A 25,910-nucleotide genomic window follows, 5' to 3' on the forward strand; every position below is an offset into this window, starting at 1 on the left:
TGTTTTGTGTCTATACTTGTATGCTAGTATGGTTTTACCTATGCAACTAGCAGCATAGGGTATGGTGAATGTGCCTCCGGTCAGTCCAGAAATGTAAAGTGCCTAAAATATCTGGTATAAGGAGACTAAATCGAACATGCGAAATATGAAAAGGTACCTTTCTATCTTGCTTTCAGTTGTGTTGGTTTTTTCATTCTCCATCTCTGCAACGGCTAACGAGGCTGCTCCAAATCCATCAGAGCTACCTTCAACGGAGTCGCAGCTTCCTTCATCTGGTCTTAATTATGATCAATACCCTTCACTAAAAGACGTATATAAGGATTACTTTTTGGTCGGTACGGTCGGATCATTGAGTGGACCTAGATCTGGACTGATCGCACATCACTTCAATTCATACACACCTGAGAACGAAATGAAGCCGCAAAGTGTGCAGAACGTCAAGGGCGTGTTTACCTTTGACAACTTGAACAGCTTACTCGGTAATGTTACTGCATTATCTAACGATATACAGCTGATCGGGCACACATTAGCATGGCATTCGCAGTCGCCCAATTGGATGTGGGACTCCCCTAATTTCGATCGAGAGACTGCTTTAGACAATCTTAATACGCATATTCAAAGCGTTCTGGGCGAATATGGCGAGCAGCTTCATAGCATGGATGTGGTTAACGAAGCGATCGGTAATGCCAATCCGAATGATTGGAGAGCCTCCTTGAATAAAGGAGAAGGCTGGGTATTAGCGCTTGGCTCCGATTGGGTTGAGCTTGCATTTTTAGAGGCAGCTAGAATCGTTGACGAAAACGGCTGGGACATGAAGCTGTACTACAATGACTTCGGTCTTAACTCGGCTGCAAAAGCTCAGACGGTTTATGAGATGGTCAAGGAAATCAACGAAAAGTATGCTGACACTCGTCCAAATGGCAAGCCATTAATCGAAGGCATCGGCATGCAGGGGCATTATAATGGCAGCACGAATGCCGAGGACGTAGAGGCATCGATTAAACTGTTCGCGACTCTGCCTGGAGTTAGCGTAAGTATTACGGAGCTGGATCTGGAGTGGCCTAATCTTGGTTCGCTTACTCCAGAGCAGGAAGTAGAGCAAGCGCAAAAGTATGCTCAGCTGTTCCAAATCTTCAAAAATTATGCTGCAGGATCAGGGAATGCGTCGTCCAATCCGAAGGTAATTGAGCGCGTAACACTCTGGGGCACCAATGACGGCAACAGCTGGAAAGGCGAAGGTCGTCCGCTGCTTTTCAACGCAGTAAGCGGAGATGAGATAACGGCTAAGGAAGCATTCGTAGCCGTGCTTGATCCGGAAACGTATCTAGCAGAAAATCCAATCGTAGAAGATCCAGGATCAGAGCAGCCAATAGCTCCCATAGACGGAGTGTATGTCTATGATACAAGCAAAGGTGATGCTTATTCTGGAGCGAACATCATACTAGGCAATGACGCTAATGAGTGGCCTTGGTCAACAGCAGGCGAAGACGGTAAAGTAGCGTTTACTCCTGAGAAGGATGCAACGTATCGTATTACGGTCAACTATACGTCACTAGGTACGAGTGCATTACGTGTCCGCTGGATCAAGGATGAGTCCAATGGTGGCTATACGGCACAGGACGGTCAGGTTGTCGGTACTGCACCTCATAGCAACTCACTTACTCCAGATCAAGTGGCAACCATGATTCCTGCTTATTTTAATAGCGGCATGTCGGCTGGCAACAGCTACACGCTCGTTACAGAAATTAAGCTGGACGGAGCTCAGCAAGCTGATGGATTAATCGGTAACATTGCGATCCGCGGCGGAGCTGGAGGCAACAGCTTCTCGATTAATGAGCTGATCGTCGAGAAGGTCGGCGCTGAAGGCGAGGAGGATACGCTGCTGGTTAACTGGCCAGAAGGACTACCGAAAGCTGGAACGGAAGGGGTTCATGTCTATTCCGTAACTGACGGAGACAGCTGGTCTGGTGCCAACATTATTACAGGCAATAATGCAAGCAAGTGGCCATGGTCAACAGCAGGCGAGGACGGTAAAGTAGCATTCATCCCTGAGAAGGATGCAACGTATAGAATCGCCGTTAACTACACATCCATGGGCACAAGTGCGATCCGTGTGCGCTGGCTAAAGGATGACTCCAATGGCGGCTACACGGCACAAGATGGTCAATCGGTCAATGATAACCAGTATTCGGCCAGCGAAGTAGCTACTAAGATCCCTGCATACTTCAATAACGGCATGGTCAATGCAGGAACCTACACGTTAAATACTGAGATTAAGTTTGACGGCTCACAGCCTGCAGATGGCCTAATTGGCAACATCGCGATCCGTGGTGGAGCAGGGGGCAATAGCTTCTTAATTAACTGGATTAAGGTGGAGAAGCTCAGCATTGACGGTACACCTGATACGCTGCTCGTCAATTGGCCGGAAGGGATCGATGAGCCAATACCACAGCCTGAGCCTGAAGAGCCTGGATCGGATATTCCACCTGCAGGACAGACCTATGAAAACTACCCTGCGCTGAAGGATGTCTACAAGGATTATTTCTCAGTGGGGATATTCGGAGCGGGTGAAAACAATGCACTAATTCACAATTACGCCTCGTACGCGCCTGGCAATGAGATGAAGCCGGAAAGCACGCAACGAGAAAAAGGAAACTTCACCTATACTAGCGCAGACAATGCGTTCAACAATCTTGCTAGCAAGAACCCAGATATGCTGTTCTATGGACATACACTAGCATGGCATTCACAGTCACCTACTTGGATGTGGGATGCACCGCCAGCGAGATATGACCAGCCGGGTACGTTCGATAGAGATACCGCGCTGGAAAATCTTAATCATCATATCGAAAATGTGCTTGGATACTATGGCGAACGTCTTGTAGGCGTCGATGTGGTCAATGAAGCCGTCGGTACGGCGAATCCGAACGATTGGAAGGCGTCGCTTGCCAAAGGCGAAGGCTGGTATATGGCACTTGGCTGGGAATGGGTTGAGCTTGCTTTCCTGAAGGCAGCTGAAGTGGTCGACAGTAATGGATGGGATACGAAATTAATCTATAACGACTTCGGTTTAGACTCACCGAATAAGGCTCGCGTCGTGTACGAGATGGTCAAGGACATTAATGAGCGTTATGCGGACGTAAGGCCGAACGGCAAACCACTCATCGAAGTTATTGGGATGCAGGCACACTATAATCTAACGACGAATCCTGAAAACGTTGAGAATAATATTAAGCTATTTGCTACACTTCCAGGTGTAACACTTAACATTACTGAAATGGATATCGGTACGCCGCCAATCGGTACCCTTACACCTGAAAATGAGAACAATCAAGCGATGAAATATGCTGAGCTGTTCCATATCTATAAGAAGTACGCTGCTGGTCCAGCGAACGTGACGGATAATCCAAAGGTCATTGAGCGTATAGCCATTAGTGGTGTTAGAGACGCGGTCACTGGCTGGAGAGCTGGGGAATTCGCCCTGCTGTTCGATTCGAACGGATTGGCGAAGGAAGCGTTAGTGGCTGTACTTGATCCTGAAGCGTATCTTGAGACACATCAATACATTGAACCTGAGCCTGAGCCTGAGCTCACTCCTGTTGATGGTGTATATGTGTATGACGCAGGCAAAGGCGATGCATGGACTGGTGCCAACATTATATTAGGCGATAGCGCTGACGAATGGCCATGGTCGACCGCAGGAGGAGACGGCAAAGTAGCGTTTACTCCAGAGAAGGATGCAACGTATCGACTCTCCTTTAACTACACGGCAAAAGGAACAACAGCGATCCGTGTCCGCTGGATTAAGGATGATTCCAATGGTGGCTATACCGATGCAGATGGAGCTCTCGTTAATGAGTATCAATATGCAGCGGGCGATGTAGCTACTAAGATTCCTGCATATTTCAACAGCGGAATGGTCAATAGTGGAAGCTACACGTTAGTTACGGAGATCAAGCTGGATGGCTCAGAGCCGGCAAATGGTCTTATCGGTAACATTGCCATTCGTGGCGGTGGCGGCGGGAATGCCTACTCCATCAACTGGCTCAAGATTGAGAAGCTGGACAGTGAGGGAGAAGTCGAAGAGCTTCTCGTTAATTGGCCAAATACAGATGGATTAGCACCTGCAGTACCGGCTGATGTTTCTGCGCAAGCGAAAGGCGCAAGCGAAATTGAGCTTAGCTGGAAAGCATCGGATCGTGCAACTGGATATAACGTTTATCGTTCAGATGCAGCGGATGGAGCTTACAATAAGATCAACACTGAGACGGTAACTGAAACGACATACGTGGATACAGGTCTAGAGGCTAACTCAACATACTACTATAAAGTAACTGCTGTGAGCGGGGAAAAGGAATCTGAAAAGTCCGATCATGTAGCGGCAACAACAAGTGGTGCAAGTAGTGTGATGTACTATGAGGGCTTCGAAAACGGAAACACGCTTCAACAGAACGGCGATGCAACAATCAATCGTACAGAGGAACACGCTGCTGCAGGCACTAGCAGTTTGAGTGTAGCACCGACTGCTGCAAACAATTATAGCGGTGTTGCTCTTCGCAATAGTGCGCTTACAGAGCCAATGCTTCCAGGCGGTACGTATAAGCTAACAGCTAAAGCATTGAGTGCGAAGGATGCAACGTTGGGTGTCCGTGTAGAAACGAAGGATGCTGCGGGCGGTGATACCTACGGCACCGTTGGGCGAGCAACCGTTAATCTGACTGCTGGTGAGTGGGCAGATGTATCGCTAGAATTCACTGTACCGACAGAGCATCAGTCGGTTAGTGCCATCGTGTTCCACAATGATGCACAGATCAGTGATTTCACATTCTATCTAGATGAGGTCACGCTGCAGCTTATCAGCCCGCCTGTACCAGAAGAGCCAGGTGAGCCAGAGCTAAAAGAAGTACTGCGTATTGCATTCGATAACAAAGCTGAGCATGAAGCTCTCTTTACGTCGGAGATTTCCTCCGCTATTGAGTGGATCGATGAAGCTGGTGTTGGAAAGAACGACAGCACTGCTTTGAAGGTTAAGCATATTGCGGACACAAGCTACACGAGTGCCGATAACGCTGTGCGGCTAACGCTTGCTAATTCACTGCCTGAGGGCGGGGTTTATAACATCTCCGTATCCTTCTTTGCTCCTGCTGAAGGTAACGAGGGCAAGGGTGTTCTGACCGGACCTGGTATCGTACTCAATCAGGATTATGCGAACAGCGCAAGCAAGCTTCCAAGCAATCCTGGCACTTTGCCAATCGGTGAGTGGAAAGAGGTTAACGTTCAAACACCTCTAATGGATCGAGCGTTAGAAACGATTGATTTCCGTTTGGTGACGAACGATGCTGCTAATCATGCGGATGTATGGTACATCGACCAAATCGTCATCCATCAGGTTGGTGACCTTAAGGAGATCCCTAAGTGGGATCTATCACTTACTTCCATCGCCGATACGTATAAGGATTATTTCCTAATCGGTAACGTAATGAGTCCGAGTCAGACAATGGATGACGAGAATACGGCGATGTATAAGCATCATTACAATAGCATGACACCAGAGAATGAGATGAAGCCGCAATATTTGAGCTCGGCTAAAGGTGTGTACAACTATCGCAATGCCGATACACTCATTGAATGGGCTGAGGCGAACGATATCAACGTCCATGGTCATACGCTCGTGTGGCATTCTCAGTCGGCACCTTGGCTGACGAATGGCGAGGACAATGAGCCGCTAACTCGTGCAGAGGCTAAGGCGAATATGGAAGAGTATATTAGCAATGTTGCTGGGCATTACAAGGGTAAGCTTGCATCATGGGATGTTGTAAACGAGGCATTTGACGGTGGAAGAAGTATTCCTACGGACTGGAAAACAGTTCTCCGTAAAAATTCACCTTGGTACAGAGCCTATGAAAATGGTGCTGATGAAAGCAAGGGAGAAAGCGGCGCTGACTATATTTACGATGCGTTCGTGTATGCACGACTAGCAGACCCTGATGCGACGCTTTATTACAACGACTACAACGAGAATGAGCCTTGGAAGCGCGAAGCGATGGCGCTGATGGCTGAAGAGCTTAATGAAAAGTGGAAGACTGACGAACGTAATACAGATCCTGAGCGCTTATTAGTAGAAGGCATCGGTATGCAGGCGCATTATTGGATCCAAAGCTTGGACCCAGCTACGGTCGAAGCAAGTATTGCTCGTTTTGTTGAAGCAGGGGTGAAGGTTAGTATCACAGAGCTGGATATTCCATCATCAACAGGCACACTGACGGAGGAAGATGAGGCTAAGCAGGCAGAGCTATATGCGAAGCTATTCGTCATCTTCAAAAAATACGCAAGCGACATTGAACGTGTTACGATCTGGGGCAAGGCAGATTCTCAAAGCTGGCGTGCTTCCGGAAGTCCGTTACTGTTTGATCGAGCGTTGGCTGCAAAGCCTGCCTACTATGCAGTGATCGATCCAGAGGGCTACTTGAATATGGAGCCGGTCATTGAAGCACCGACTGGTGTTACGGCGCTATCAAAAAGCAGCAGCGAGATTGAAGTAAGCTGGACAGCAATTGAGGGTGCAAGCGGCTATAACGTTTATCGTTCTACTACCGCAGATGGCAGCTACGTCAAAGTAAACACGCAGCTAATTAATGATACGAAGTTCCTTGATCGTGGCTTATTGGCATCAACAACCTATTACTACAAGGTAAAAGCTGTTAATGACGCAGGTGAATCACTGCTATCTTCGGCAGCGCATGCAGTGACAGATATCATCTACACAGGTCCAGGTACTCCGCCAACAACACCGCCAGCACCAGTTGAATCTGACGAACTTAAAGCAGAAGTCGATTCGAACGGTCTTGCAAAAGCTACTGTTAAAGCTGAGCACTTGAAAAAAGCGTTGTCTGAAGCAAAGGCGGGCACGTTGAAGCTTGCAGTTGCTGGTGTCGACAGTGCTAAGCAGGTTACTGTCTCTATGCTTGCTGAGCAAGTGAAGGAAGCAAAAGAGGCGGGTATTAAGCGGATTGAGCTATCCTTAGGACTTGCGACTGTAGAGCTGCCTATCGCATTGCTTGAAGGAATGGCAGACACTGACAATATCCAATTAAGTGTTGCGATCGTAGATAACAGTACGCTGTCAGAAAATGCAAGAGAGCTTGTAGGGGAGAACACGGTATATGACTTCACGCTAAGTGTGAACGATAAAAATATTAGTGACTTCGGTCCAGGACAGCAAGTAAAAGTCGAGATCCCATACACGCTGAAGACAGGAGAAAATCCACATCAGATCGTGCTTTATTACTTATCTGATGAGGGCAGCATCGAAGTGATTAAAAATGCTCGTTACAACAAGGATACAGGTAAGGTTGTATTCAAAACGAAGCATTTCAGTAAATATGCACCGATCGCTAACCCTGTACAATTCCAAGATGCGAAAGCAGTAGCATGGGCAAGTGACAGCATTGAAGGTCTAGCAGCGCGCGGAATCGTAAATGGAGTAACGAAGGACTCGTTTGCACCTAACGATTCAGTGACAAGAGCAGAGTTCATTCACATGCTAATGCTTGCACTTGAACTAGATGCAGCGAATGCGACAAGCTCCTTCTCCGATGTGCAGCAGGATGCTTGGTATTACCGCTCAGTTGCAGCTGCACAGCAGCTAGGCATCGTGAACGGCCACAAGGATGGTTCGTTCGGTGTGAGCGATAAGATTACACGTCAAGAGATGGCTGCAATGGCTTACCGTGCTATCCAAACAGCAGGGCTTACGCTGAATGAGCAGACGTTAACAGCCTTCAGCGACGAGCAAGACATTGCAGATTACGCTAAGGAAGCAGTAAGTGCTATGCAGAAAGCTGGCATCATTAATGGCGTTGGCAACGGTAAGTTCGCTCCACAAGACACGGCAACTCGTGCTCAGGCAGCGGTTATGCTATACCAATTGCTAATGGAGACACTATAATATTGATCTAGCTAGGGGTTGAACAAAGCACCCTGTAAACCATTTGGTTTGCAGGGTGCTATTTTTGCATCCAATTTGTAGCCAATAGAATAAAGGCACTAAGCTGCCGGGTGTTATTCAATCTATCTAATAGTTCAAAATAACTATTAAATATTTTTATGTTAGGACTTCTATGGTAATATAAGGAATGATATTGTCGAATAAAGTATATATACCATGTAATAACGTTATACATATATTATAAGGGGGGCTGACCATGAATTATCTTATTATTCCTAGGTTTGTAAAACGAGATCAATTTGTAATAATCGGTAATTCAAGTGCCAGCTTCTTAGAACAATCAGAGGAACTCCTCTATTATCATTTGTATCAAAAATTTATTATCCATTATCAATATTTTCAGCAATGTTCAACGTTTATGCTGAAAGGTCAGTTTAGTAACTTTAGATTAAATGAGCTATTGGAGTCTAATGATTCATTTACAGTGACCAATCAAGATGATCTAGAATTTTTATATTTATCCAATGAATCCTACCAAGCTAATCTAGCAGCGAGAACAAAAAAGTTTAGTGATCAATTGGCTACTCGTTTTTCTCCAGCTTATCATAGCAATCACGCATTAAATGTCATGGACAAACCAATAAAAGCAGAGATATCAATTCCAGTCGATATTATGAAAAATGTACTAGATTTTAACTCGTGGCAAGCAAAGCAAATAAAGAGCGATACAGCGGCACCTCTCATGCTTCTGACAGTAGACAAGGAAAACAGTTGCTTATTTCATGAGCTTGCATATGAAACGTTCAAAAGCTTGCATTGGCTGCAGGACTTAATTCAATTTTTCATCGATTGCACCAACCACGACATTATGGTAGGGGTACCGTTAAGATTAAGTGATTTTTTGTATAGTGCTGAGAGTGGAATAAAAGGCTTCTGCCAATACCATCTTTTGTATCCTGCTCGTCGAACAAGCCGTGAGCTCGTTGAACAGCATAATATCCAGATGCTCATTGCCTCGCTATCTCAGATGATTAACAATGAAATTCAATTGTCCTCACAAGGCGGTCAATATATAGACGTAGGCTGGATTAATTCGCCATTTATGAAGCAATTGCTAGGTCAGCTGCCAACTGGCAAGTATCAGTATTTGCGAACTATCTTACAGGATGTTCAACAGCAGAAGGTTACTGGAGATGAACAGAGCAGGGATAGAATGAAAATTGGCGTGTTTTTAGATGCGGCTAACTTTTCCACATATTATGATATGTTTTCGATTGATTTCAATTCGATTTTAGTAGAGCTGTTCGGCAATTATATCGAGTCCAAAGTATTAAAGCGATACGGAGTAATGTTTGAACCTACGTGGGATGATGAGCAAAAAATGAAAACAGCGATGCAAAGGATGCAAGAGCACAAACAACGACTTGAAGCACAAGGCTTTCACATTGATATTGTAGGGAACGACACATCAAAGGCTAAGCAATGGCTGAACGAGGTCGAACGAGATGTGGATGATGAGCGGCTAATTGAGGAAATGGAAAAGCTGCTTCATCATCAATTTACACATGTTGTGCTGTTTACAGGAGATAAGCACTTTATTCCGATTATGCAAAGGTATAAAGAAAACGGTGTGAAGTGCGTGGTGATCGGATTTGGCGAAAAGAGTATGTCGAGTCGTTGGAAGGAGCTTTTCGAAACCTATACGTTAAGTGACTTTTATCAAACAGTTAAAATCTAACATGAACGGAAGTGCATAGTACGATGAGCCAGTTTATATCGGATATTGTCAATAATAATACGGCATCGATTATATTTATTGTTTTATTTGGCATTGTTTTTGTGAGCATTATGATTAATCAAGGCATTTACAAGCATCTGTCAAACCTAGTACAACGTTACCGCCATAAAATGACTCGAGATAAGGACACCAGTGAGTTAGAAATTGTAACCGAGTATTTATCTGTTAATAAGGATGCGGATCGAATGATGTCGCCTGCTACTTTTGTAGAGCAATATTATTCTCAATACGCACCTAAACGCGGAATGAACATAGTATCATGGTCCAAAATTATTAATCAGATGATTTCTATCTGTATATTGATTGGTGTACTAGGGACATTTATCGGCTTAACGATCTCCTTTCAATCCATCAATATTGATGACAGCTCTAGCTTGGCTAATGCATTGGCAGGAGCTAAAACCTCCTTTTATACGAGTATATTTGGTATTTGTTTTTCCTTACTGCTAACGATCGTCGTTAAGTTCTGGTATAACATCGAGCATAAGCTTACTGACCTTATGTATATTTCAGAGAATATATTAGAGTCATATTGCGAGAATCAGCTGGAGAATGAAAATCAAAAGCTATTAAAAAAACAAGTAGACCTATTAACGGAAATGGTTGCCGCTGAACGCAAGAAGCTCCCGATCATGAATAAGCAAGAGGTGTTTATGAAAAAAACGGAGGATTACTTGGCAAGTATGTCTGAGCAAGCCGTTGAGCAGTCCGATCAATTAGAGCAACTGAATGACAAATTCATGAGTCTTGATGATTTCTCAAGTAAGATGGCGCAATCAACGGAAAATCTGTCCGATGTTAATACTGTGTTCAAGACATATATCGAGGATATGCTGAGTCTAAGCAATAAGATGGAAGAAGCTCAGGACGCAAGCACTCAGCAGATCGAAGTGCTGTCCGAGAAATTTGAACAGCTTAATGAACTACTGTTGAATAAGGATGAGGAAATTTTACGTCAACGGGAGCAGCTAGAAGCTGCAATCGATCGCATGGATGAGGTTGCCAAGTCAGCGAAACAAACACAGGAAACGATAGGGACATCACAGCACTTTATTAAGCAATATTTTCAAACAGGTACGAGTCAGCTAGCTGAATTACAAGCTCAATTTATTCAATCGGTGAAGGATATTGAAGCGGAACGAGCACAGGTAAGTGCTAGCTTCGCAACGATGCTGAAGGTGCAGGAGGTTAACTATCAATCTCTAAATGGAATAACTAATGCTTTAGCTTCTATAGACAGCAGTATGAATACAGTATCTGAATCGCTCAATGTGGACGAGCTTAATGCAAACATGGATCGATTAGGAAGCAATATGGAGCAATTCAATGAACATCAGAAGCTGCTATTATCAAAACAAGATGCTCAAGTGGAAACGATAAATCGATTTACCGATTCCGTTGCGCTGAAGGATCACACGATAAAAGAAGCCGTGCAAGCCTTACACACCGTACATCATCAGCTTGAAGAGGAGCAGCAACGAGTTATGAATTCAATTCATGCTGCGATAACTTCTCTAGATCGAAGAGTAGAGCACGATACTAGATATATTGAAGACTCCGTGTCTAAGATTGAAAGCATGATGAGTGATATTGCGCTTAAGTTTAGTAAGGATAATAGTGAGCAGGTTCAGCGTATGCTTTCGCAATTTACCGATACGATCAATATATTAACGATGAAAATTGATCATAACCTTCAATCGATGGCTTCGACGAACGAATTTGTAGCTGTAGGAGGCGTATCGCAAATTACTAGCGTTATATACGAATTAAGAGAAGCAATTGATCAATTATCGCGGAAGGTAAGCTAATGGCGAAGCAAGGTGACAATTAGATGCGGAATAAATATAGACGTACGTTCGGATTAGATAAGGAAGAAGGGAACTTTTGGCCAACCTTTACGGATTTATTTGCATCCATTATTTTGTTTCTATTAATCATTATGGCGATTTATAATGGCATTCATAGTAAGAAATTAAATAGTATTGAAGAGAAGTACAATGAAACACATACGATGATTGAGAATTCATTTGGTATAAATACTAAAATTGTGGAAGCGTTGAAGGTCGCATTTGAAAAAGAAGATATTGCTGTCATGCTTGACGAAAAAACTGGTCAGCTTACGTTTACGGAAAAAATACTGTTTGAGACAGACAGTGCGACATTGACGAGTGAGTTTAAGAAGGAACTCGATCGGATTGTACCGGTATATTTTTCGGTATTGTTTAATGAAGAGTATAGAAGCATGATCGGCAGCATAGTAGTTGAAGGTCATACAGATGATGTAGGTAATTATTTCTCTAACTTGGATTTATCTCAGCGCAGAGCATTCAGTGTCGTCCGTTACATATTAAGTGAGGAATCCGTAGACTTTCCTGAAAAGCTAGAGTTAAGAACGATATTGTCTGCTAATGGTCGATCGTTCATGGACTTAAAATATGAAGAGGACGGAGTAACAGTGGATCGAGCTGCCTCCAGAAGGGTAGAAATTAAGTTTCAAATTAACGATGAAGAAACGTTGAAGGAAATTCAACGATATTTGCAGCAATCGAAGGATCAATGATATCAATTTACTGTCGAAGGGTGATTTCATGTCTGCCTTTAAGGAGCTTGGCGATGAGCTTGGTAAATTAACCGGTCAGCTATTAGGCGGTACTGTACGGGTTGCCGGTGAGTTAGTGAATAGTGAATATATTAAGGAAATCGGTGACAGCGTTGAAGCAGTGACACAAAAGACCGGAAGAATTGTTGGACAAACTGCGAGTGGAATTTTTGATGTAGGGGCAGGAGTATTACAAGGAGACGTTGAGCGAATTGACAGAGGCTTCGGTGATGTCGGTAATGCGGTAGTAACAACAGGTAAAGATCTAGTAAATGGTATAAAGTTTACTGGAGAGAGCTTAGGTCATACGGCGAATGGTTTGTTTAATGACGACCCGACACAAGTGAAAGAAGGCTTGAAAAACCTGGGGAAAGCTGCAGCGATCTCTCTAATCGGCTACGGTGTTATTGATGCGGTCGTTGATTCCAACGATGTTCTGCAGCACGAAGAGATCGCAGTGGCAGCAGAAGTGGAATATGAAGTGAATGCTTCGCCACAGCTCGCCTCGCTAACAGTCGATCCATATACGGGAACTCCTGATGTGTCGTACTCTACTGAGTTAACGTTGCCGTCAGCTGAACAGGTCTCCATTCACGAGCAAGATGTCGTGAGCATAACGACGATTAACGACTCACTTGATGGAGAGCTCCACCCTGTTACAGGCGTTCCGTATGAATCGCATAGCTTCATTCTGCCAGATGGCAGCGCAATAGAAGGTGTATTTCCTAGCTTTGATTCAGTTGCTAGCTATCAGCTGCCGAATGATATGTACTTCTCCTCGGATGCTGTCCATAATGCATACATGAACAGCCTATTATCAAATGAGGTGGCTACCAACGCCCAATTCGCAGAGCAATTCACTACAGAACAGCTGGAGGACATCTATCTCGGGCATACGCCGAGTGGTTATACTTGGCATCATTCGCAATATCCAGGCTTAATGGAGTTAGTGGATCAAGAGGATCATAGTATGTCCGCGCATACTGGAGGTAGAGAGCTTTGGGGCGGGGGCGAGGAATATCGTTAACGTTTGTCAAAAGATTATGAAAGCTGATAATATAGGGTAATATGGAAACTATACAGATTCCGATGAGTCGGTTTTAGGAGGTAATCATATGTCAAACGAAACAAGAGTGCTGGCGCCTGATCTAAGTGATGAGATATTTACATTATTGAAGGCACGCTTTGAGAAAAATATGGACCGTCACCAAGGGTTGGAATGGACAAGCGTTCAAGCCAAGCTTGAAGCTAACCCTGCAAAGCTGTGGTCGCTTTACGAGATGGAGAGAACCGAGGGTGAGCCGGATGTCGTAGGCTATGATGAAGCGACGGGCGAATACATATTTGTCGACTGCTCACCGGAGAGCCCGAAGGGCCGCAGAAGCGTATGCTATGATCGTGCTGCACTTGAAGCAAGAAAACAGCATAAGCCAGCGAACAGCGCCATGGATATGGCAGCTGAGATGGGGATCGAGATGCTGAATGAAGAGCAATATCGAGAGCTGCAGAAGCTTGGAAAGTTTGATACGAAAACGTCGAGCTGGCTAACGACTCCTCCAGAAATTCGTAAGCTCGGTGGCGCGATCTTCGGAGATTATCGCTATGGTCAAGTGTTTGTGTATCATAACGGTGCAGATTCCTACTATGGTGCTAGAGGTTTCCGTGGAACGCTGCGCGTCTGATGACTTAAAACGTTCTAAGCGAGACCGTTAACACACGGCATAGCTTACGAACAAGAGTGTTCTCTAACTATAATTTACTAAGCAAGCTGTACTGCACGTCCTAGTATCCATGCTGTCATGGAGGCTAGGACTTTTTTGGTTTGCTTTTTCTAGAGTTCAATAGGATAAAAGTTGATGTGAAAACAATAGAACGGTGAGGACAAGGATAATACTACTATTTCAATACATTACGCCATACACCCTACAGCACTCGTGATAGCTTGCGATATTCCACGGGTGGAATACCTTCGTGTTTGCGAAAGGATCGACTAAAATAATGAGCATCTTGATAGCCCACTTTCTCGCTAATGGCTTCGATAGACATACTCGTTTCACTTAATAACTGTCTTGCTAAGTGATGTCTCGTTAATTGAATGAATATTTTTGGGGAAGAACCTGTTACCTTCTTAAACAGCTTCGACATATAGTCCTCATGTACGTTCATTCTTTTCGCTAGAAGCTTATTATTCCAATCCTTCTCTGGATGAGCTTGAATCTCTTGAATGATTGCCTTTATTTGCATCGTATGTGGGGACAGATCCTCAAAGCGCTTTGTAATTTGTGTTCGAAGCAGAGCGGTTAATATTTGCAGTATAAGTGCTCTGCACATTAATTCATAGCCAGGCGGTCGTTTGCTAAATTCTTGAACGAGCGTTTTCATCAATTGAACACAGTTTGAGGATGGTTGATATAGTGGTTCCTTTGATAAAGCATGAAAGGGAGGCGTCACTGCCTCCTTTGCAATGCTTTTTTTGAGGACATGATCATCACTAATGATCATGTCCTCTTCAGTCATAATTTCAATCTCGTCAAAAAAATCAAAGTGAATGCCAATAAAGCTTGCAGTGGAGGAGATGACTTCATTCTGATGGTAAACATCAGCACTTAGAAATATTAAATCTCCTTCATGCAATACATATTGATGACCATTCATCTCGGTCGCAGCCACTCCTTTACTTACATAAAGAAGCTCAAAATCATATAGTCTTCTCCGCTCTAATTTACCTTTAGGCAACGTTTGAAATTGAGCGTAATGTATGCTTGGCGTCCAACTGCTAAATGGAGCAACAACCATCAAGATTCCCCCTCTACTCTAATTTTATCGGAAAAGTCCACCTATTATCTATTTTATCTAACGAATGTATCATTTCTTTTCTCTATAATCGTATTATATCAGAATTGATAGGGCTATATCAGATGGTGCTCGAAAGTGTGAGTTTTGGAGTAATGTCGGAAAAATACATTTGTTAAGGAGAATGATGTATGAAAAAAGGGATTAATATTTGGTCTTTTCCAGCAGATATGTCGATTGCACAGTGTATTACGACGGCTAAGGCTGCGGGCTTTGATGGAATAGAGCTCGCATTGAATGAGCAAGGGGAGCTGGGGCTTAGTGCCACAGAAAAGAATATTCGAGAAATTTCCAGCCGTTTGGAAGATGCACAATTGGAAATTGCCGGGCTAGCTACCGGACTTTACTGGGATTATTCGATGACCAGTGATTCTGCTGAAACACGCAATAAGGCGAAGGATATATGCAAAAAACAGCTGGAGGTCGCAGCACAATTAAAGGTTGATGCCATACTTGTCATTCCTGGAGCCGTTGGCGTAGATTTTATACCGAGCTGTGAAGTGATCAATTACGAGGTGGCCTATGACCGTGCATTAAGTGCAATCGATGAGCTGTCCGTAGTTGCGGAGCAATATGGTGTAAGCATCGCAATTGAAAATGTTTGGAATAAATTTCTATTATCTCCGCTGGAATTGAAGCAATTTATCGACCAGATCGGCTCTGAATATGTAGGCTCGTATTTTGATGTGGGCAATGTTGTGCATAGTGGATATCCTGAGCACTGGATTGAAGTGCTAGGAGCTCGAATAAAAAAAGTGCACTTTAAAGATTATCGTCGTCAAGCAGGTGGATTGCATGGCTTCGTTGACTTATTAGCAGGTGATGTGGATTATCCAGCAGTAGTGGGGGCGTTACAGAGGATCAACTACAACAATTACGTAACAGCAGAAATGATACCAGGCTATAACCATTACGGTGAGACGTTAATTTATAACACATCCCGCGCGATGGACGCTATTTTGGGGAGAAACTAATCCGATAAGGGGAGAGAAGAAAATGCTACGAGTTGGATTGATCGGCTTTGGCTTTATGGGGCGCATGCACTTTGATAATTATGAAAGGCTGATGCAGGAGATGCATAATGTCCAGTTAGTCGCTATTTGTGATTTGAAGATTGAGCAATTAAAAAATGAAAAAGCGAATGGAAATATGGCTACGGATAAAGAAATTTATGATTTAAGCGGCTATCGATTATATGAGCGAATAGAGGATATGCTTGCTTCGGAGCAATTGGATATGATCGATATTACGTTGCCGACACCGCTGCATGCTGACTTAGCGAGCTCTTTGCTTCAAGCTGGCTATCATGTTTTATGCGAGAAGCCAGCGGCAAGAACAGCTGCTGAAGCGCAGAAAATGTCTGATGCAGCGTTAAGCTCTGGGAAAAAATTAATGATTGGACAATGCTTAAGATTTTGGCCAGCATATGAGTACTTAAAGGAAGCGGTAAGCAGCAGACGCTTCGGCAATGTAACAGGTGCTCATTTCTTCAGGGGCTCTGGTGCGCCAGGTGGCTGGTTTATGAATGGAGCACTAAGTGGTGGCTGCTTACTGGATATGCATATACATGATACCGATATGATTCAATGGTTGTTTGGCAAGCCTGAAAGGGTATCAACGATAGGTAATAATGTTGTGTCGGAACAAGGCTATGATATTGTGTCTACTCATTACGATTATGGCGATGGAAAGCTGATTAATGCTCAAGCAGATTGGACACTCGAAGGTGATCATGGCTTCGAAATGAGCTACCGTGTCAACTTCGAAAAAGGTAACATCTTGTTCAAAAACAATGAGGTAAAGGTAAATCCTAACAATGAAGCAGGATTTACTGCTCAATTGGAGCCGGATACAGGCTATTACCGTGAACTACTCTACTTCATTAATGCTATTACCAATGATCAAACAATTGATATTAGCTCGCCTGAAAGTTCTGTAGTTACATTGAAAATTATTGAGGCTGAGGAGCAATCAGCTAATTTGAAGGGGCAATGGGTCAGCTTAACAAGCTGAACAGATACGCTGAACAAAAACGCTGAACAAAGTCCCTCTACATGTTAGCATTCAAGTCATAACGATTGACGCGAAGGAACCATTACTGCCTATGCAGTGATGGTTCTTTTTTATAGGCATAGTTAGCTGGCAGCCCATTATTTTTCGTAAAGCACGAAAAACGTTATAATATAGCTAATCAGAGAGACAGAGAGCTAATGGAGAAAGGAATGCATCATGAAAAAAGTAATTGTTATCGGTGGGGGAATACTTGGAGCTTCGGCAGCCTATCAGCTGAGTATGCTAGGTGCTGAGGTAACTATTATAGATCGTAAGGACACAGGGCAGGCAACGGATGCTGCTGCTGGAATCATCTGTCCGTGGTTATCACAGCGCAGAAATAAACGCTGGTATCGTCTCGCTAAAGCGGGAGCAAGGTTTTATCCATCGCTAATCGAAGAGCTGGAGAAGGCAGGGGAAGGAAATACAGGCTATGCAAAGGTCGGTGCAATCTGTCTTCATCACGATATGCAAAAGCTAGAAGCAATAAGGGAGAGGGCAGAGCAGCGCAAGGCTGATGCACCTGAGATTGGTGAGCTTACGATGCTAACAGAAGCAGAAGCGAACAAGCTGTTTCCTTTATTGTCGGAAGGCTACTATGCACTTCATGTATCGGGGGCAGCAAGGGTTGATGGCCGCGAGCTGAGAGACGCTTTGCTGCGAGCAGCAAAGCGTAACGGTGTGTGCTACATAGAGGGAGATGCAGAGCTGCAGCAGGAGCAATCTGAGATTACGGGTGTAAGGGTTGGAAGCGAGACCTATACAGCGGATGAGGTCATCGTATGTGCTGGCGCTTGGTCTAACGCTTTGCTGCATCCACTCGGAATCATGATGCAGGTTACGTATCAGAAGGCACAAATTATGCACTTGCAGCATGAGGAAGGCAGGGCTAATACCACTCAATGGCCAGTCGTTATGCCCCCTACTGATCAATATTTGCTTGCCTTTGCTGATGGGCGTCTCGTCATCGGTGCTACGCATGAAAATGATGTCGTAGGCTATGATACCTCTGTAACTGCAGGCGGCATGCATGAGGTTCTTAGCAAAGGTCTCCAGACAGCAGCTGGTCTTGCGACCGCAAGCCTCAAGGAGATTAGAGTAGGCTTTCGTCCGTTTACGGCAGATTTTCTACCTGTGCTGGGGAGAGTAGCGTGCTGGAACAAGTTAATTGTCGCTAATGGTTTAGGAGCATCGGGGCTGACGATGGGGCCATATCTAGGCCAGCAGCTAGCGAAGCTCGCAATGGAGCAACAGGTTGATATTCCGCTTGAAGATTATGCCGTTGAGTTAGCAACATGAGCATGATGTTGATGCTATGGGCTGCGCTAACACGGTCCCTATTAATGAAGGTTGCCTTTTTACGCGAACAGTCATTGAATCATAAAAGATAAAAATGGTTAGTATGGTATGTGAAAGGAGCTACCACTGCAAATGGATTGCGCAGGGATAGCTCCTTTATCGTGTCGTGTTATATGAACGTGATAGCATCTTCTCCTTATTCTGTCGCTTATCCTAGCTGAGGCTGATCGACAAATTCAAGCTGCAGGCGGTCCGTACCATCAGTTTCAAACACGATTATCTCATTGCTGCCTTGGCGTAGCAGTGGTGCAGGAATATAGAGCGTCTGTTGCGGACCGGCTTTCCAGTAGCGTCCGATGTTAAAGCCGTTAACGTAGACAATTCCCTTCGTCCAGCCTTCCAGCTTCAAAAACGTATCTGCAGGCGCTTCTTGAATCGTAAGCTCTGCGCGGTAAAATGCAGGTAAAGATTGCTGCCCAGATGTAGCATTAGGTACAGAATCAGACGCATCTAAAGCTGTGGCTGTGGAAGCTGCTGACCTTTCTGATAGAAGGGCATCATCGAGCACAGTCCAAGTTAAAGCTTGAAGGTCATCTAGTGGTAGCGTCCACACGGTCCAGTCATACAAGTATTGATTGCCGTGGCGTACGCCCTCGGTAATACCCTTCCGATCTGCAAGATAAGGTCCATAGTTGATTCGTCCCATATTTTCAACAAGTATACGCAGACGTACACCGCCTAATGGCACTGAAAACTGAACTTTCTTGCTTGCATCCCATCTCTCGACAACACCGTGAAATTCATCATTGACAAAGACGAGCGCCCGATCGTGGCAATCTTGGATAATAAGTTGCTGCTCTTCACGCGGACCTGTAATAAACGTGTCATAGACGATAAATCCGTTGCTTTGACCGTAGCGCTCCATCGGCTCTGGATACACAGCTTCTATCGGTGTAGTCAACGCAGGAAGCTGCTCGAACAAACTAGCCTTGCTTGTGATCTGTACTAAGCCATACGCTTGCTTTGGCAACGCTGGTGGAATGTCCAGCTCAGGCAGCTTCGTATAGCATGATAAAATATTGCGTACTGCATAGTACTTTTCTGTAGGATCTCCGGCTTCATTCAGCGGTGCATTGTAATCATAGCTCGTAACCGTAGGCTCATATTGTTCACGAGTTAAGCCATTGGCACCACTCGTAAAGCCAAAATTCGTGCCACCATGGAACATATAGAAGTTAACCGAGCCTCCTGCAGCTAGCATTTCCTCCAGCACCTCTGCAACCTCGTTACCGTCACGAACATGATGCTCCTCGCCCCAATGATCAAACCAACCATTCCAATATTCCATACACATGACTGGACCTTCTGGCTGATACAGTCTTAGCATTTGAAAGGCTTCTTCAGCTCTAGAGCCGAAGTTAACTGTCTCGAGTACACCGGGAACCATACCGCCTTGCAGCATATGATGCTCTGGTCCATCTGAGGTGAAAAGCAGCACATCAATACCACGGTTGATCATCGCTTGTTCAATGTATTGCAGGTAAGCCGTATCATTACCATAGCTGCCATATTCATTTTCAATCTGCATCGCAATGATAGGACCACCATTGGTACAAAGCAAAGGCTTCAGTCTTGGCATCAGTTCATCGTAATACGCGTCGACTTTATCGAGATATGGACGGTTCATACAGCGTAGCTGTACCTCGCGATCAGCAAGTAGCCAAGCAGGCAACCCTCCAAAATCCCATTCTGCACATATGTAGGGACTAGGTCGTACGATGACATATAAGCCAAGCTCTCCTGCTAACTGAACGAAGGCTTCAACATCTGCCATTCCATCAAAGTTAAATTTACCAGGTGCCGGTTCATGAAAATTCCAAGGAATATAGGTCTCTACGGTATTAAAGCCGCAAGCCTTTAGCTTTAATAGACGATCATGCCAATATTGAGGAACAACTCTGAAGTAGTGGATAGCACCGCAAAGTAAACGAATAGGCTGATCGTCGATAGTGAATTGATTCCCTTTAGTACTAAATGTCGTCAACTATAATCTCCTCTTTCTCCCTATGGATGTTTTATAGCTTTCATTCTATATGGAATGAAAATGCAAACAAATGGACAAAAGAAGATAATAATTGACCTTTTGTATTCAGTGCGATACGCTGTGTTTAAAGTTAAACATAAGCTAGCAAGTGTCTACAAAAAAGCATGGAACAATCGTTTGAGAACGAGTAAGCAGCAAGCCACTATGAGCAGCCTGGAGGTTTATGAACGATGGAAATTCAATATACACTGCCTAACCTAACGAGTACGCTGCAAATAATCGGGTGTCATATCGGAGAATTCCCTCCCCAATGGTCCTTCCCACGTCATCATCATTATCTGTTTGAGCTATTGTACTGTAAAGAAGGAGAGATTAAGCAAACGATCGGGGAGCATAGCTTTCCCTTTCGTAGTGGAGATTGGCTATTAATTAAGTCGGGTATTACTCACGCATCAGAAAATAGTCATGCCGCCAACTATAGCTTTCTTAATTTGCATTTTGATCTGGACGATCCAATCATTCGTGCACGGCTATGTAACGATGATTATATTCTAATTAACAAGGAGGAGGCTGCCGCCCTTTCTTTATCGACACATATCAGTGCGATGGAGGGCGCGATTTTGAGCAATAATCGTGAGGAAACGCTCGAGGGAGACAAGGCGCTGAACCGACTGATTATTCAATCACATACGTTAGCCATTATTAGTGAGTTTATCAAGTTTCGTGATAGGACAATTGATGTCGTTCCTGCATGGGGCGAGAGCACAAGTAACTCATCGGTCGCTGAAACGGAGCTAGCGCATGCGATTGAACAAAAGCTGCGTGAAGGCAATCATATGAAAATTGCAGAGGTGGCAGACGCTCTTGGCATTAGCCGCGGACATTGCACGCATCTTTTTACAAAGGTGTACGGTCAATCGCCGCGGCAGTATATGAGTAATCTTGTTCTTAACCAAGCGAAGCATTTGCTTGTACATTCGACCTATACGATGGAGGAGCTGGCTGAGCAGCTTGGTTTTCAATCAGCGAGCCACTTTTCTAGACAATTTCGTCGCTGGACGGGCATGCCGCCTAGTGCGTTTCGACCGAAATATGTCCGCTCTGCACGACGTAAGGAAGAGTAATTACTGTGCAGCCATCTTCGCCTGAATATCTACAAATGCAGCTTCCACTTGTTCCATCCATTCTTCGGTCGTCATAGCTCCAGTCATAACAGGAGTGATTGCATTCTTGAATAATGGAACTCTAATATCATCCTTAGCGTGCTTAGGGACAACCCTCCATTCCTGCATGATGGCTGTCGCCCCTTCATAAGCGCTGAACATTTCATATACACCTGGTGTTAAATAGTTCCTCGCAAGCTCCTGAGCGCCCTTCAAGGCCAATAAGCCGTTGGATTTTTCAGCAAATAAGATGACAGATTCATCCGTATATAGAAATTTCAAAAACTCCTTAGCAAGCTCTGGGTTTTTAGCCTTGAGCGGAATGGAGAACTGCTCATAGCTTGAGAGAATAAAGCGCTCATCTCCTTGCTTAAACACAGGGACCGGAATCATACCGAATTGAAAGCCCTCCTCTCTAGGAGAATCCTTCATCTCATTCTCCATCCAAGAACCGTTCACTATAAATAGTGCTTTACCAAGCATCATATCAGTTTGAGCTTGTGTATGATTTAGCCCGACCGTGCCCTCCAGTAAATAGCCCTCCGTCCCAAGCCTCGCTATTGTATCCAGAACTTTCTCTACAGGCTCCGTACTAAAAGAGCCTGGCTCATAGGAGAACATTCGTTTTAATTGTGCGATGCCGGCAGCGTTTGCAATAGCCGGGTAAACTATTTCCTCCAAATACTCTGGATAGATCCCCTGATACGTAAACAACGCTCGCTTTACTTTATTGCCGTGCTCGTCTATGACGAAATTTTCCTTCTTTTTAAGCTCCTCATCTAATGCGAAAAACTCATCCCATGTGACCGGCAGCTTCCAGCCCTTTTCTTCAAATAGATTTTTGTTATAGATTAGCCCCATAGGACCTGCATTAAATGGAGCCATATAAATTCGATCATCCTCATATGGTGAGAATCTCGTGCTTTCAAGAATACCGGGAAGAATCATGTCCTTTAATTGTTGATCCTTATCAAGGGCCTTCTCTTCAAATACGTCCGTTATATCCATTAAACCTCTTTCCTTCACTAATGAGGTCATAATTCCGCTTTGATCCGTATCAGTAATCGCCAAAAAGTCAGGAGGATTTCCTGCTACAATTTGAGACCTGATTACGTCTCCTATGCGCGGGCTTATCGTCAAATTAACCTGCACGCCAGGATAAGCTGCTTCGAATTTCTCAATAATTTCTTTCCAATATTCAGGACCATAGCCGCCTTGAAATACAGCGATGTTTAGCTGCTTATTTTTAAAGCGATTAGACACCTCTTCTGATTGATCTATTACATTTGCTTGATGACCGGGTGAATATCGTTCGTATACGAAATTGATGACTAAAATAGTTACAATCGTTAGCAATGCTGCTGCGACCAAGAGGACACTCATCGATCTTTTCATTTTGTTCACTCCAAATTTTTAGTCAGAAATAGATCCTTAACAGATCTATTATGAACAAGTTATCTTTAAGCGTACATGAACATTTTTATACAGTCTATGTACAAAATTATCTGAAAACATTGAAAATGCTTTCATTTGATGTTAATCCAGCTTTAACGTCGTAAAAGTTCAAGCTTGTGAATGAGTACTTATAGATAATATTTGCATACCAATGAGCGATATTATCCACTTGGGCAAATGCTATTGAACAGCACACGATGGACGATTAAGCTGAGCATGTAGAAAAAAACAAACAGTGTATGAGGAGGTCAATGAAATGAGAAAGAACGTAAGCTTAGCGCTTGCTGCTGTATTAATATTGGTGCTTGCAGCCTGCGGTTCAACGAGCAACAATACGGAGCAGAACCAATCAACGACGAATGCTAGCAACAGCTCAACCAATTCAACTAACTCCACCGCTACAGACACACCACCGGTAGAAGAGCGCACATTAAAGATTGCAGCCCTGGAAACAGCTTATGGTGCAGCGGTATGGGAAGAGGTAGCTGCAGCATTTGAGCAACAGGTTCCAGGGGTTAAGGTTGACCTGACAATCGACAAAAACCTTGAGGATGTCATTGGACCAAGCATGAAATCAGGCGAGTTTCCAGATATCATTCATCTTGCAGTTGGTCAACCGAAAGGGCTTACAGAAACATTTATTAAAGATAACAATATGACGGAGCTTACTGATGTGCTAAGCATGGTCATTCCAGGCGAAACAGAGACCGTTAGTAACAAGCTGATTCCTGGCTTTACAGAAACTACTATTACGAATCCTTATAACGATGGTAAAACGTTTCTAATGCCAATGTTTTACAGCCCTACAGGATTATTTTATAATGCGGGCTTGTTCGAGCAAAAGGGCTGGGAGGTTCCAACAACTTGGGATGAGATGTGGGCACTAGGTGATACAGCGAAGGCTGAAGGTATTGCTCTGTTCGCTTACCCTACAACGGGATACTTCGATTCTTTATTTTATGCTTTGCTTAACGAGGTAGGCGGAGCAGAGTTTTTCACAAAAGCGATGAACTATACGGAAGGAATCTGGCAAACACCTGAAGCATCACAAGCGTTTGATATTATAACAAAGCTGGCTTCCTACACAGAAAAAACTGTTCCAGCTAATGCGAATAAAGATAACTTTACGAAAAACCAGCAGCTTATTCTAGACAATAAAGCATTATTTATGCCGAATGGAACATGGGTTGTCGGTGAGATGGGTGAAGCACCGCGTGCAGAAGGCTTCAAATGGGGCTTTACTGCATTACCGGCGGTAACAGAGGGTGGAGATCGTTACTCCTACACCTTCTTCGAGCAAATCTGGGTTCCAGCTAAAGCGGAAAATGCTGATTTGGCAAAGCAATTTATCGCATATCTCTATTCAGATGAGGCTGGAGAGATCTTTGCTAAGGTTGGAGCAATTCAACCGATTAAAACAATGTCAAGTAAGCTGGATGGAGATAACAAATTGTTCTACAGCATTTATGATAGCGGAGCAAAAGCCGCGATGGGTGCATTTGCAACAACGGATCCAGTTGAGGGAGTTAATATCTCTGATACGGTATTTGGCGCGATTGACTCATTAGTAACAGGTGCAAAAACACAGCAAGATTGGGTAGAGTCTATTACAAAAGCAAGTGATGCACTTCGCCCAGCTCTAAAATAATGATGGACCAAGCAAAAGCATATCAGGCATAAAATAAACGTTGTTGCTACTAATTCGTTATATGTTTACTGCTCTATTAGTTTACAAACGTTTAATGGTGCTGTGGTCAGTGCAACGCTGACCACAGTTACTTTACATTGGAAGGAGCTCGGGGAATGCCATTCAACAGCGGAAGATCCCGTTTCATATTTTTTTGTCTGGCGCCAGCCGTAACGCTTTTTATTATCTTTTTATGTATTCCTACCTTTGATGTGTTTCGGATGTCGTTATACAAATGGGGAGGCTACACAGATACAAAAACATTTATCGGGCTTGATAATTTCGTTAAGCTGTTTCAGAGTGATAAGTTTTACCAAGTATTTCAGAACAGTATACTACTCATCGTCGTGGTCACCATCGTCACTTTCGCTTTTGCTCTAGTTTTCGCAGCTATTCTTTCACGGAGTAAGCTTAAGGGACGTGACTTCTTCCGAGTCGTATTCTACATTCCAAACATATTGTCTGTCGTCGTCATTAGTGCGATTTTTTCAGCGATCTATGATCCGAATAATGGACTGTTAAATTCTATCGTAAATTTATTTCGTAATGAAGACGTCCCTGTATTATGGCTAGGGGATCAGAAAATTGTTATCTTCAGCCTTGCGGGGGCAATGATCTGGCAAGCTGTTGGTTACTACATGGTCATGTATATGGCGAGTATGGCTAACATACCAGAAAGCTTATATGAATCCGCTGATCTGGAGGGAGCAACACCGATCCATCAATTTTTCGCGATTACCATTCCGCTTATATGGACGAATATTCGTACCACATTAACCTTCTTTATAATTAGTACGATTAATATGAGCTTCCTGTTCGTTACGGCAATGACGAGTGGCGGACCTGACGGAGCAACTGAGGTGTTCTTGAGCTATATGTATAAGGAAGCCTATACGAACTCTTCCTACGGCTATGGAATGGCGATCGGTGTCGTTGTGTTCGTGTTCTCGTTTGCTCTTGCAGGTATCCTTAACGCCGTTACGAAGCGTGAACATTTAGAGTACTAAGGAGG

The 25,910-nt window shown here is 44.1% G+C and carries 15 protein-coding genes; 12 read left to right on the forward strand and 3 right to left on the reverse strand.

Translation table 11 applies throughout. The features are described 5' to 3' along the window. The first annotated feature begins 136 nt into the window (after nucleotides 1-136). The 6 genes from M3180_RS13120 to M3180_RS13145 all read left to right on the forward strand — a co-directional run bounded on the left by M3180_RS13120 (nucleotide 137) and on the right by M3180_RS13145 (nucleotide 14,027). The gene (locus tag M3180_RS13120) at nucleotides 137-7,948 is read left to right on the forward strand and encodes an endo-1,4-beta-xylanase (RefSeq protein ID WP_251668188.1); all 7,812 of its coding nucleotides are present in this window, start codon (nucleotides 137-139) and stop codon (nucleotides 7,946-7,948) included. Nucleotides 7,949-8,204: 256 nt separating this feature from the next. Continuing rightward, nucleotides 8,205-9,686, forward strand: coding sequence for an NYN domain-containing protein (locus M3180_RS13125; protein ID WP_251668190.1), 1,482 nt, complete (start codon nucleotides 8,205-8,207; stop codon nucleotides 9,684-9,686). A gap of 23 nt (nucleotides 9,687-9,709) precedes the next feature. After that, nucleotides 9,710-11,554, forward strand: a complete 1,845-nt coding sequence (locus M3180_RS13130) for a MotA/TolQ/ExbB proton channel family protein (RefSeq protein WP_251668192.1) — start codon at nucleotides 9,710-9,712, stop codon at nucleotides 11,552-11,554. A 23-nt stretch (nucleotides 11,555-11,577) separates the two neighbouring features. After that, nucleotides 11,578-12,306: an OmpA family protein gene (locus M3180_RS13135; RefSeq protein ID WP_251668194.1), complete on the forward strand. Its 729-nt coding sequence runs from the start codon at nucleotides 11,578-11,580 to the stop codon at nucleotides 12,304-12,306. Nucleotides 12,307-12,334: 28 nt separating this feature from the next. Continuing rightward, the gene (locus M3180_RS13140; RefSeq protein ID WP_251668196.1) at nucleotides 12,335-13,372 is read left to right on the forward strand and encodes an HNH endonuclease; all 1,038 of its coding nucleotides are present in this window, start codon (nucleotides 12,335-12,337) and stop codon (nucleotides 13,370-13,372) included. 88 nt (nucleotides 13,373-13,460) lie between these two features. Next, nucleotides 13,461-14,027 carry a DUF4256 domain-containing protein gene (locus M3180_RS13145; protein ID WP_251668199.1) on the forward strand — a complete coding sequence of 189 codons (567 nt, stop codon included), beginning with the start codon at nucleotides 13,461-13,463 and terminating at the stop codon, nucleotides 14,025-14,027. A gap of 241 nt (nucleotides 14,028-14,268) precedes the next feature. Here the strand turns inward: M3180_RS13145 and M3180_RS13150 are convergent, their stop codons facing one another. Then, nucleotides 14,269-15,141: a helix-turn-helix transcriptional regulator gene (locus M3180_RS13150; RefSeq protein ID WP_251668200.1), complete on the reverse strand. Its 873-nt coding sequence runs from the start codon at nucleotides 15,139-15,141 to the stop codon at nucleotides 14,269-14,271. Nucleotides 15,142-15,329: 188 nt separating this feature from the next. Between M3180_RS13150 and M3180_RS13155 the strand changes: the two genes are divergently transcribed. The 3 genes from M3180_RS13155 (at nucleotide 15,330) to M3180_RS13165 (ending at nucleotide 18,549) form a co-directional block, all read left to right on the forward strand. Then, the gene (locus tag M3180_RS13155) at nucleotides 15,330-16,172 is read left to right on the forward strand and encodes a sugar phosphate isomerase/epimerase family protein (protein WP_251668201.1); all 843 of its coding nucleotides are present in this window, start codon (nucleotides 15,330-15,332) and stop codon (nucleotides 16,170-16,172) included. A gap of 22 nt (nucleotides 16,173-16,194) precedes the next feature. Then, entirely contained in the window at nucleotides 16,195-17,211 is a 1,017-nt protein-coding gene (locus tag M3180_RS13160) for a Gfo/Idh/MocA family protein (RefSeq protein WP_251668202.1), read from the forward strand. A 216-nt stretch (nucleotides 17,212-17,427) separates the two neighbouring features. Next, nucleotides 17,428-18,549 (forward strand): NAD(P)/FAD-dependent oxidoreductase, encoded by a 1,122-nt coding sequence (locus tag M3180_RS13165; RefSeq protein ID WP_251668203.1) that lies wholly within the window; start codon nucleotides 17,428-17,430, stop codon nucleotides 18,547-18,549. A gap of 208 nt (nucleotides 18,550-18,757) precedes the next feature. Here M3180_RS13165 and M3180_RS13170 read toward each other — a convergent pair whose 3' ends face one another. After that, nucleotides 18,758-20,593 (reverse strand): glycoside hydrolase family 35 protein, encoded by a 1,836-nt coding sequence (locus M3180_RS13170; protein ID WP_251668204.1) that lies wholly within the window; start codon nucleotides 20,591-20,593, stop codon nucleotides 18,758-18,760. A gap of 230 nt (nucleotides 20,594-20,823) precedes the next feature. On the opposite strand from M3180_RS13170, the gene M3180_RS13175 reads away from it, so the two are divergent. Beyond that, nucleotides 20,824-21,717, forward strand: coding sequence for an AraC family transcriptional regulator (locus M3180_RS13175; RefSeq protein WP_251668206.1), 894 nt, complete (start codon nucleotides 20,824-20,826; stop codon nucleotides 21,715-21,717). Here M3180_RS13175 and M3180_RS13180 read toward each other — a convergent pair whose 3' ends face one another. Then, the gene (locus M3180_RS13180; RefSeq protein ID WP_251668208.1) at nucleotides 21,718-23,151 is read right to left on the reverse strand and encodes a carbohydrate ABC transporter substrate-binding protein; all 1,434 of its coding nucleotides are present in this window, start codon (nucleotides 23,149-23,151) and stop codon (nucleotides 21,718-21,720) included. It abuts the gene before it with no gap. A 316-nt stretch (nucleotides 23,152-23,467) separates the two neighbouring features. On the opposite strand from M3180_RS13180, the gene M3180_RS13185 reads away from it, so the two are divergent. Together M3180_RS13185 and M3180_RS13190 are read left to right on the forward strand one after the other, a co-directional pair. Beyond that, nucleotides 23,468-24,859 (forward strand): carbohydrate ABC transporter substrate-binding protein, encoded by a 1,392-nt coding sequence (locus M3180_RS13185; protein WP_251668210.1) that lies wholly within the window; start codon nucleotides 23,468-23,470, stop codon nucleotides 24,857-24,859. Nucleotides 24,860-25,014: 155 nt separating this feature from the next. Next, the gene (locus M3180_RS13190; protein ID WP_251668212.1) at nucleotides 25,015-25,905 is read left to right on the forward strand and encodes a carbohydrate ABC transporter permease; all 891 of its coding nucleotides are present in this window, start codon (nucleotides 25,015-25,017) and stop codon (nucleotides 25,903-25,905) included. Nucleotides 25,906-25,910 lie beyond the last annotated feature (5 nt).

The organism is Paenibacillus camelliae, from assembly GCF_023715345.1.
Classification (GTDB): domain Bacteria; phylum Bacillota; class Bacilli; order Paenibacillales; family Paenibacillaceae; genus Pristimantibacillus; species Pristimantibacillus camelliae.

Coding starts and splice junctions, on each gene's coding strand:
- M3180_RS13120 (WP_251668188.1), top strand. CDS start 137: ATGCGAAATATGAAAAGGTACCTTTCTATCTTGCTTTCAGTTGTGTTG.
- M3180_RS13185 (WP_251668210.1), top strand. CDS start 23,468: ATGAGAAAGAACGTAAGCTTAGCGCTTGCTGCTGTATTAATATTGGTG.
- M3180_RS13175 (WP_251668206.1), top strand. CDS start 20,824: ATGGAAATTCAATATACACTGCCTAACCTAACGAGTACGCTGCAAATA.
- M3180_RS13155 (WP_251668201.1), top strand. CDS start 15,330: ATGAAAAAAGGGATTAATATTTGGTCTTTTCCAGCAGATATGTCGATT.
- M3180_RS13135 (WP_251668194.1), top strand. CDS start 11,578: ATGCGGAATAAATATAGACGTACGTTCGGATTAGATAAGGAAGAAGGG.
- M3180_RS13140 (WP_251668196.1), top strand. CDS start 12,335: ATGTCTGCCTTTAAGGAGCTTGGCGATGAGCTTGGTAAATTAACCGGT.
- M3180_RS13165 (WP_251668203.1), top strand. CDS start 17,428: ATGAAAAAAGTAATTGTTATCGGTGGGGGAATACTTGGAGCTTCGGCA.
- M3180_RS13130 (WP_251668192.1), top strand. CDS start 9,710: ATGAGCCAGTTTATATCGGATATTGTCAATAATAATACGGCATCGATT.
- M3180_RS13190 (WP_251668212.1), top strand. CDS start 25,015: ATGCCATTCAACAGCGGAAGATCCCGTTTCATATTTTTTTGTCTGGCG.
- M3180_RS13150 (WP_251668200.1), bottom strand. CDS start 15,141: ATGGTTGTTGCTCCATTTAGCAGTTGGACGCCAAGCATACATTACGCT.
- M3180_RS13125 (WP_251668190.1), top strand. CDS start 8,205: ATGAATTATCTTATTATTCCTAGGTTTGTAAAACGAGATCAATTTGTA.
- M3180_RS13145 (WP_251668199.1), top strand. CDS start 13,461: ATGTCAAACGAAACAAGAGTGCTGGCGCCTGATCTAAGTGATGAGATA.
- M3180_RS13180 (WP_251668208.1), bottom strand. CDS start 23,151: ATGAAAAGATCGATGAGTGTCCTCTTGGTCGCAGCAGCATTGCTAACG.
- M3180_RS13160 (WP_251668202.1), top strand. CDS start 16,195: ATGCTACGAGTTGGATTGATCGGCTTTGGCTTTATGGGGCGCATGCAC.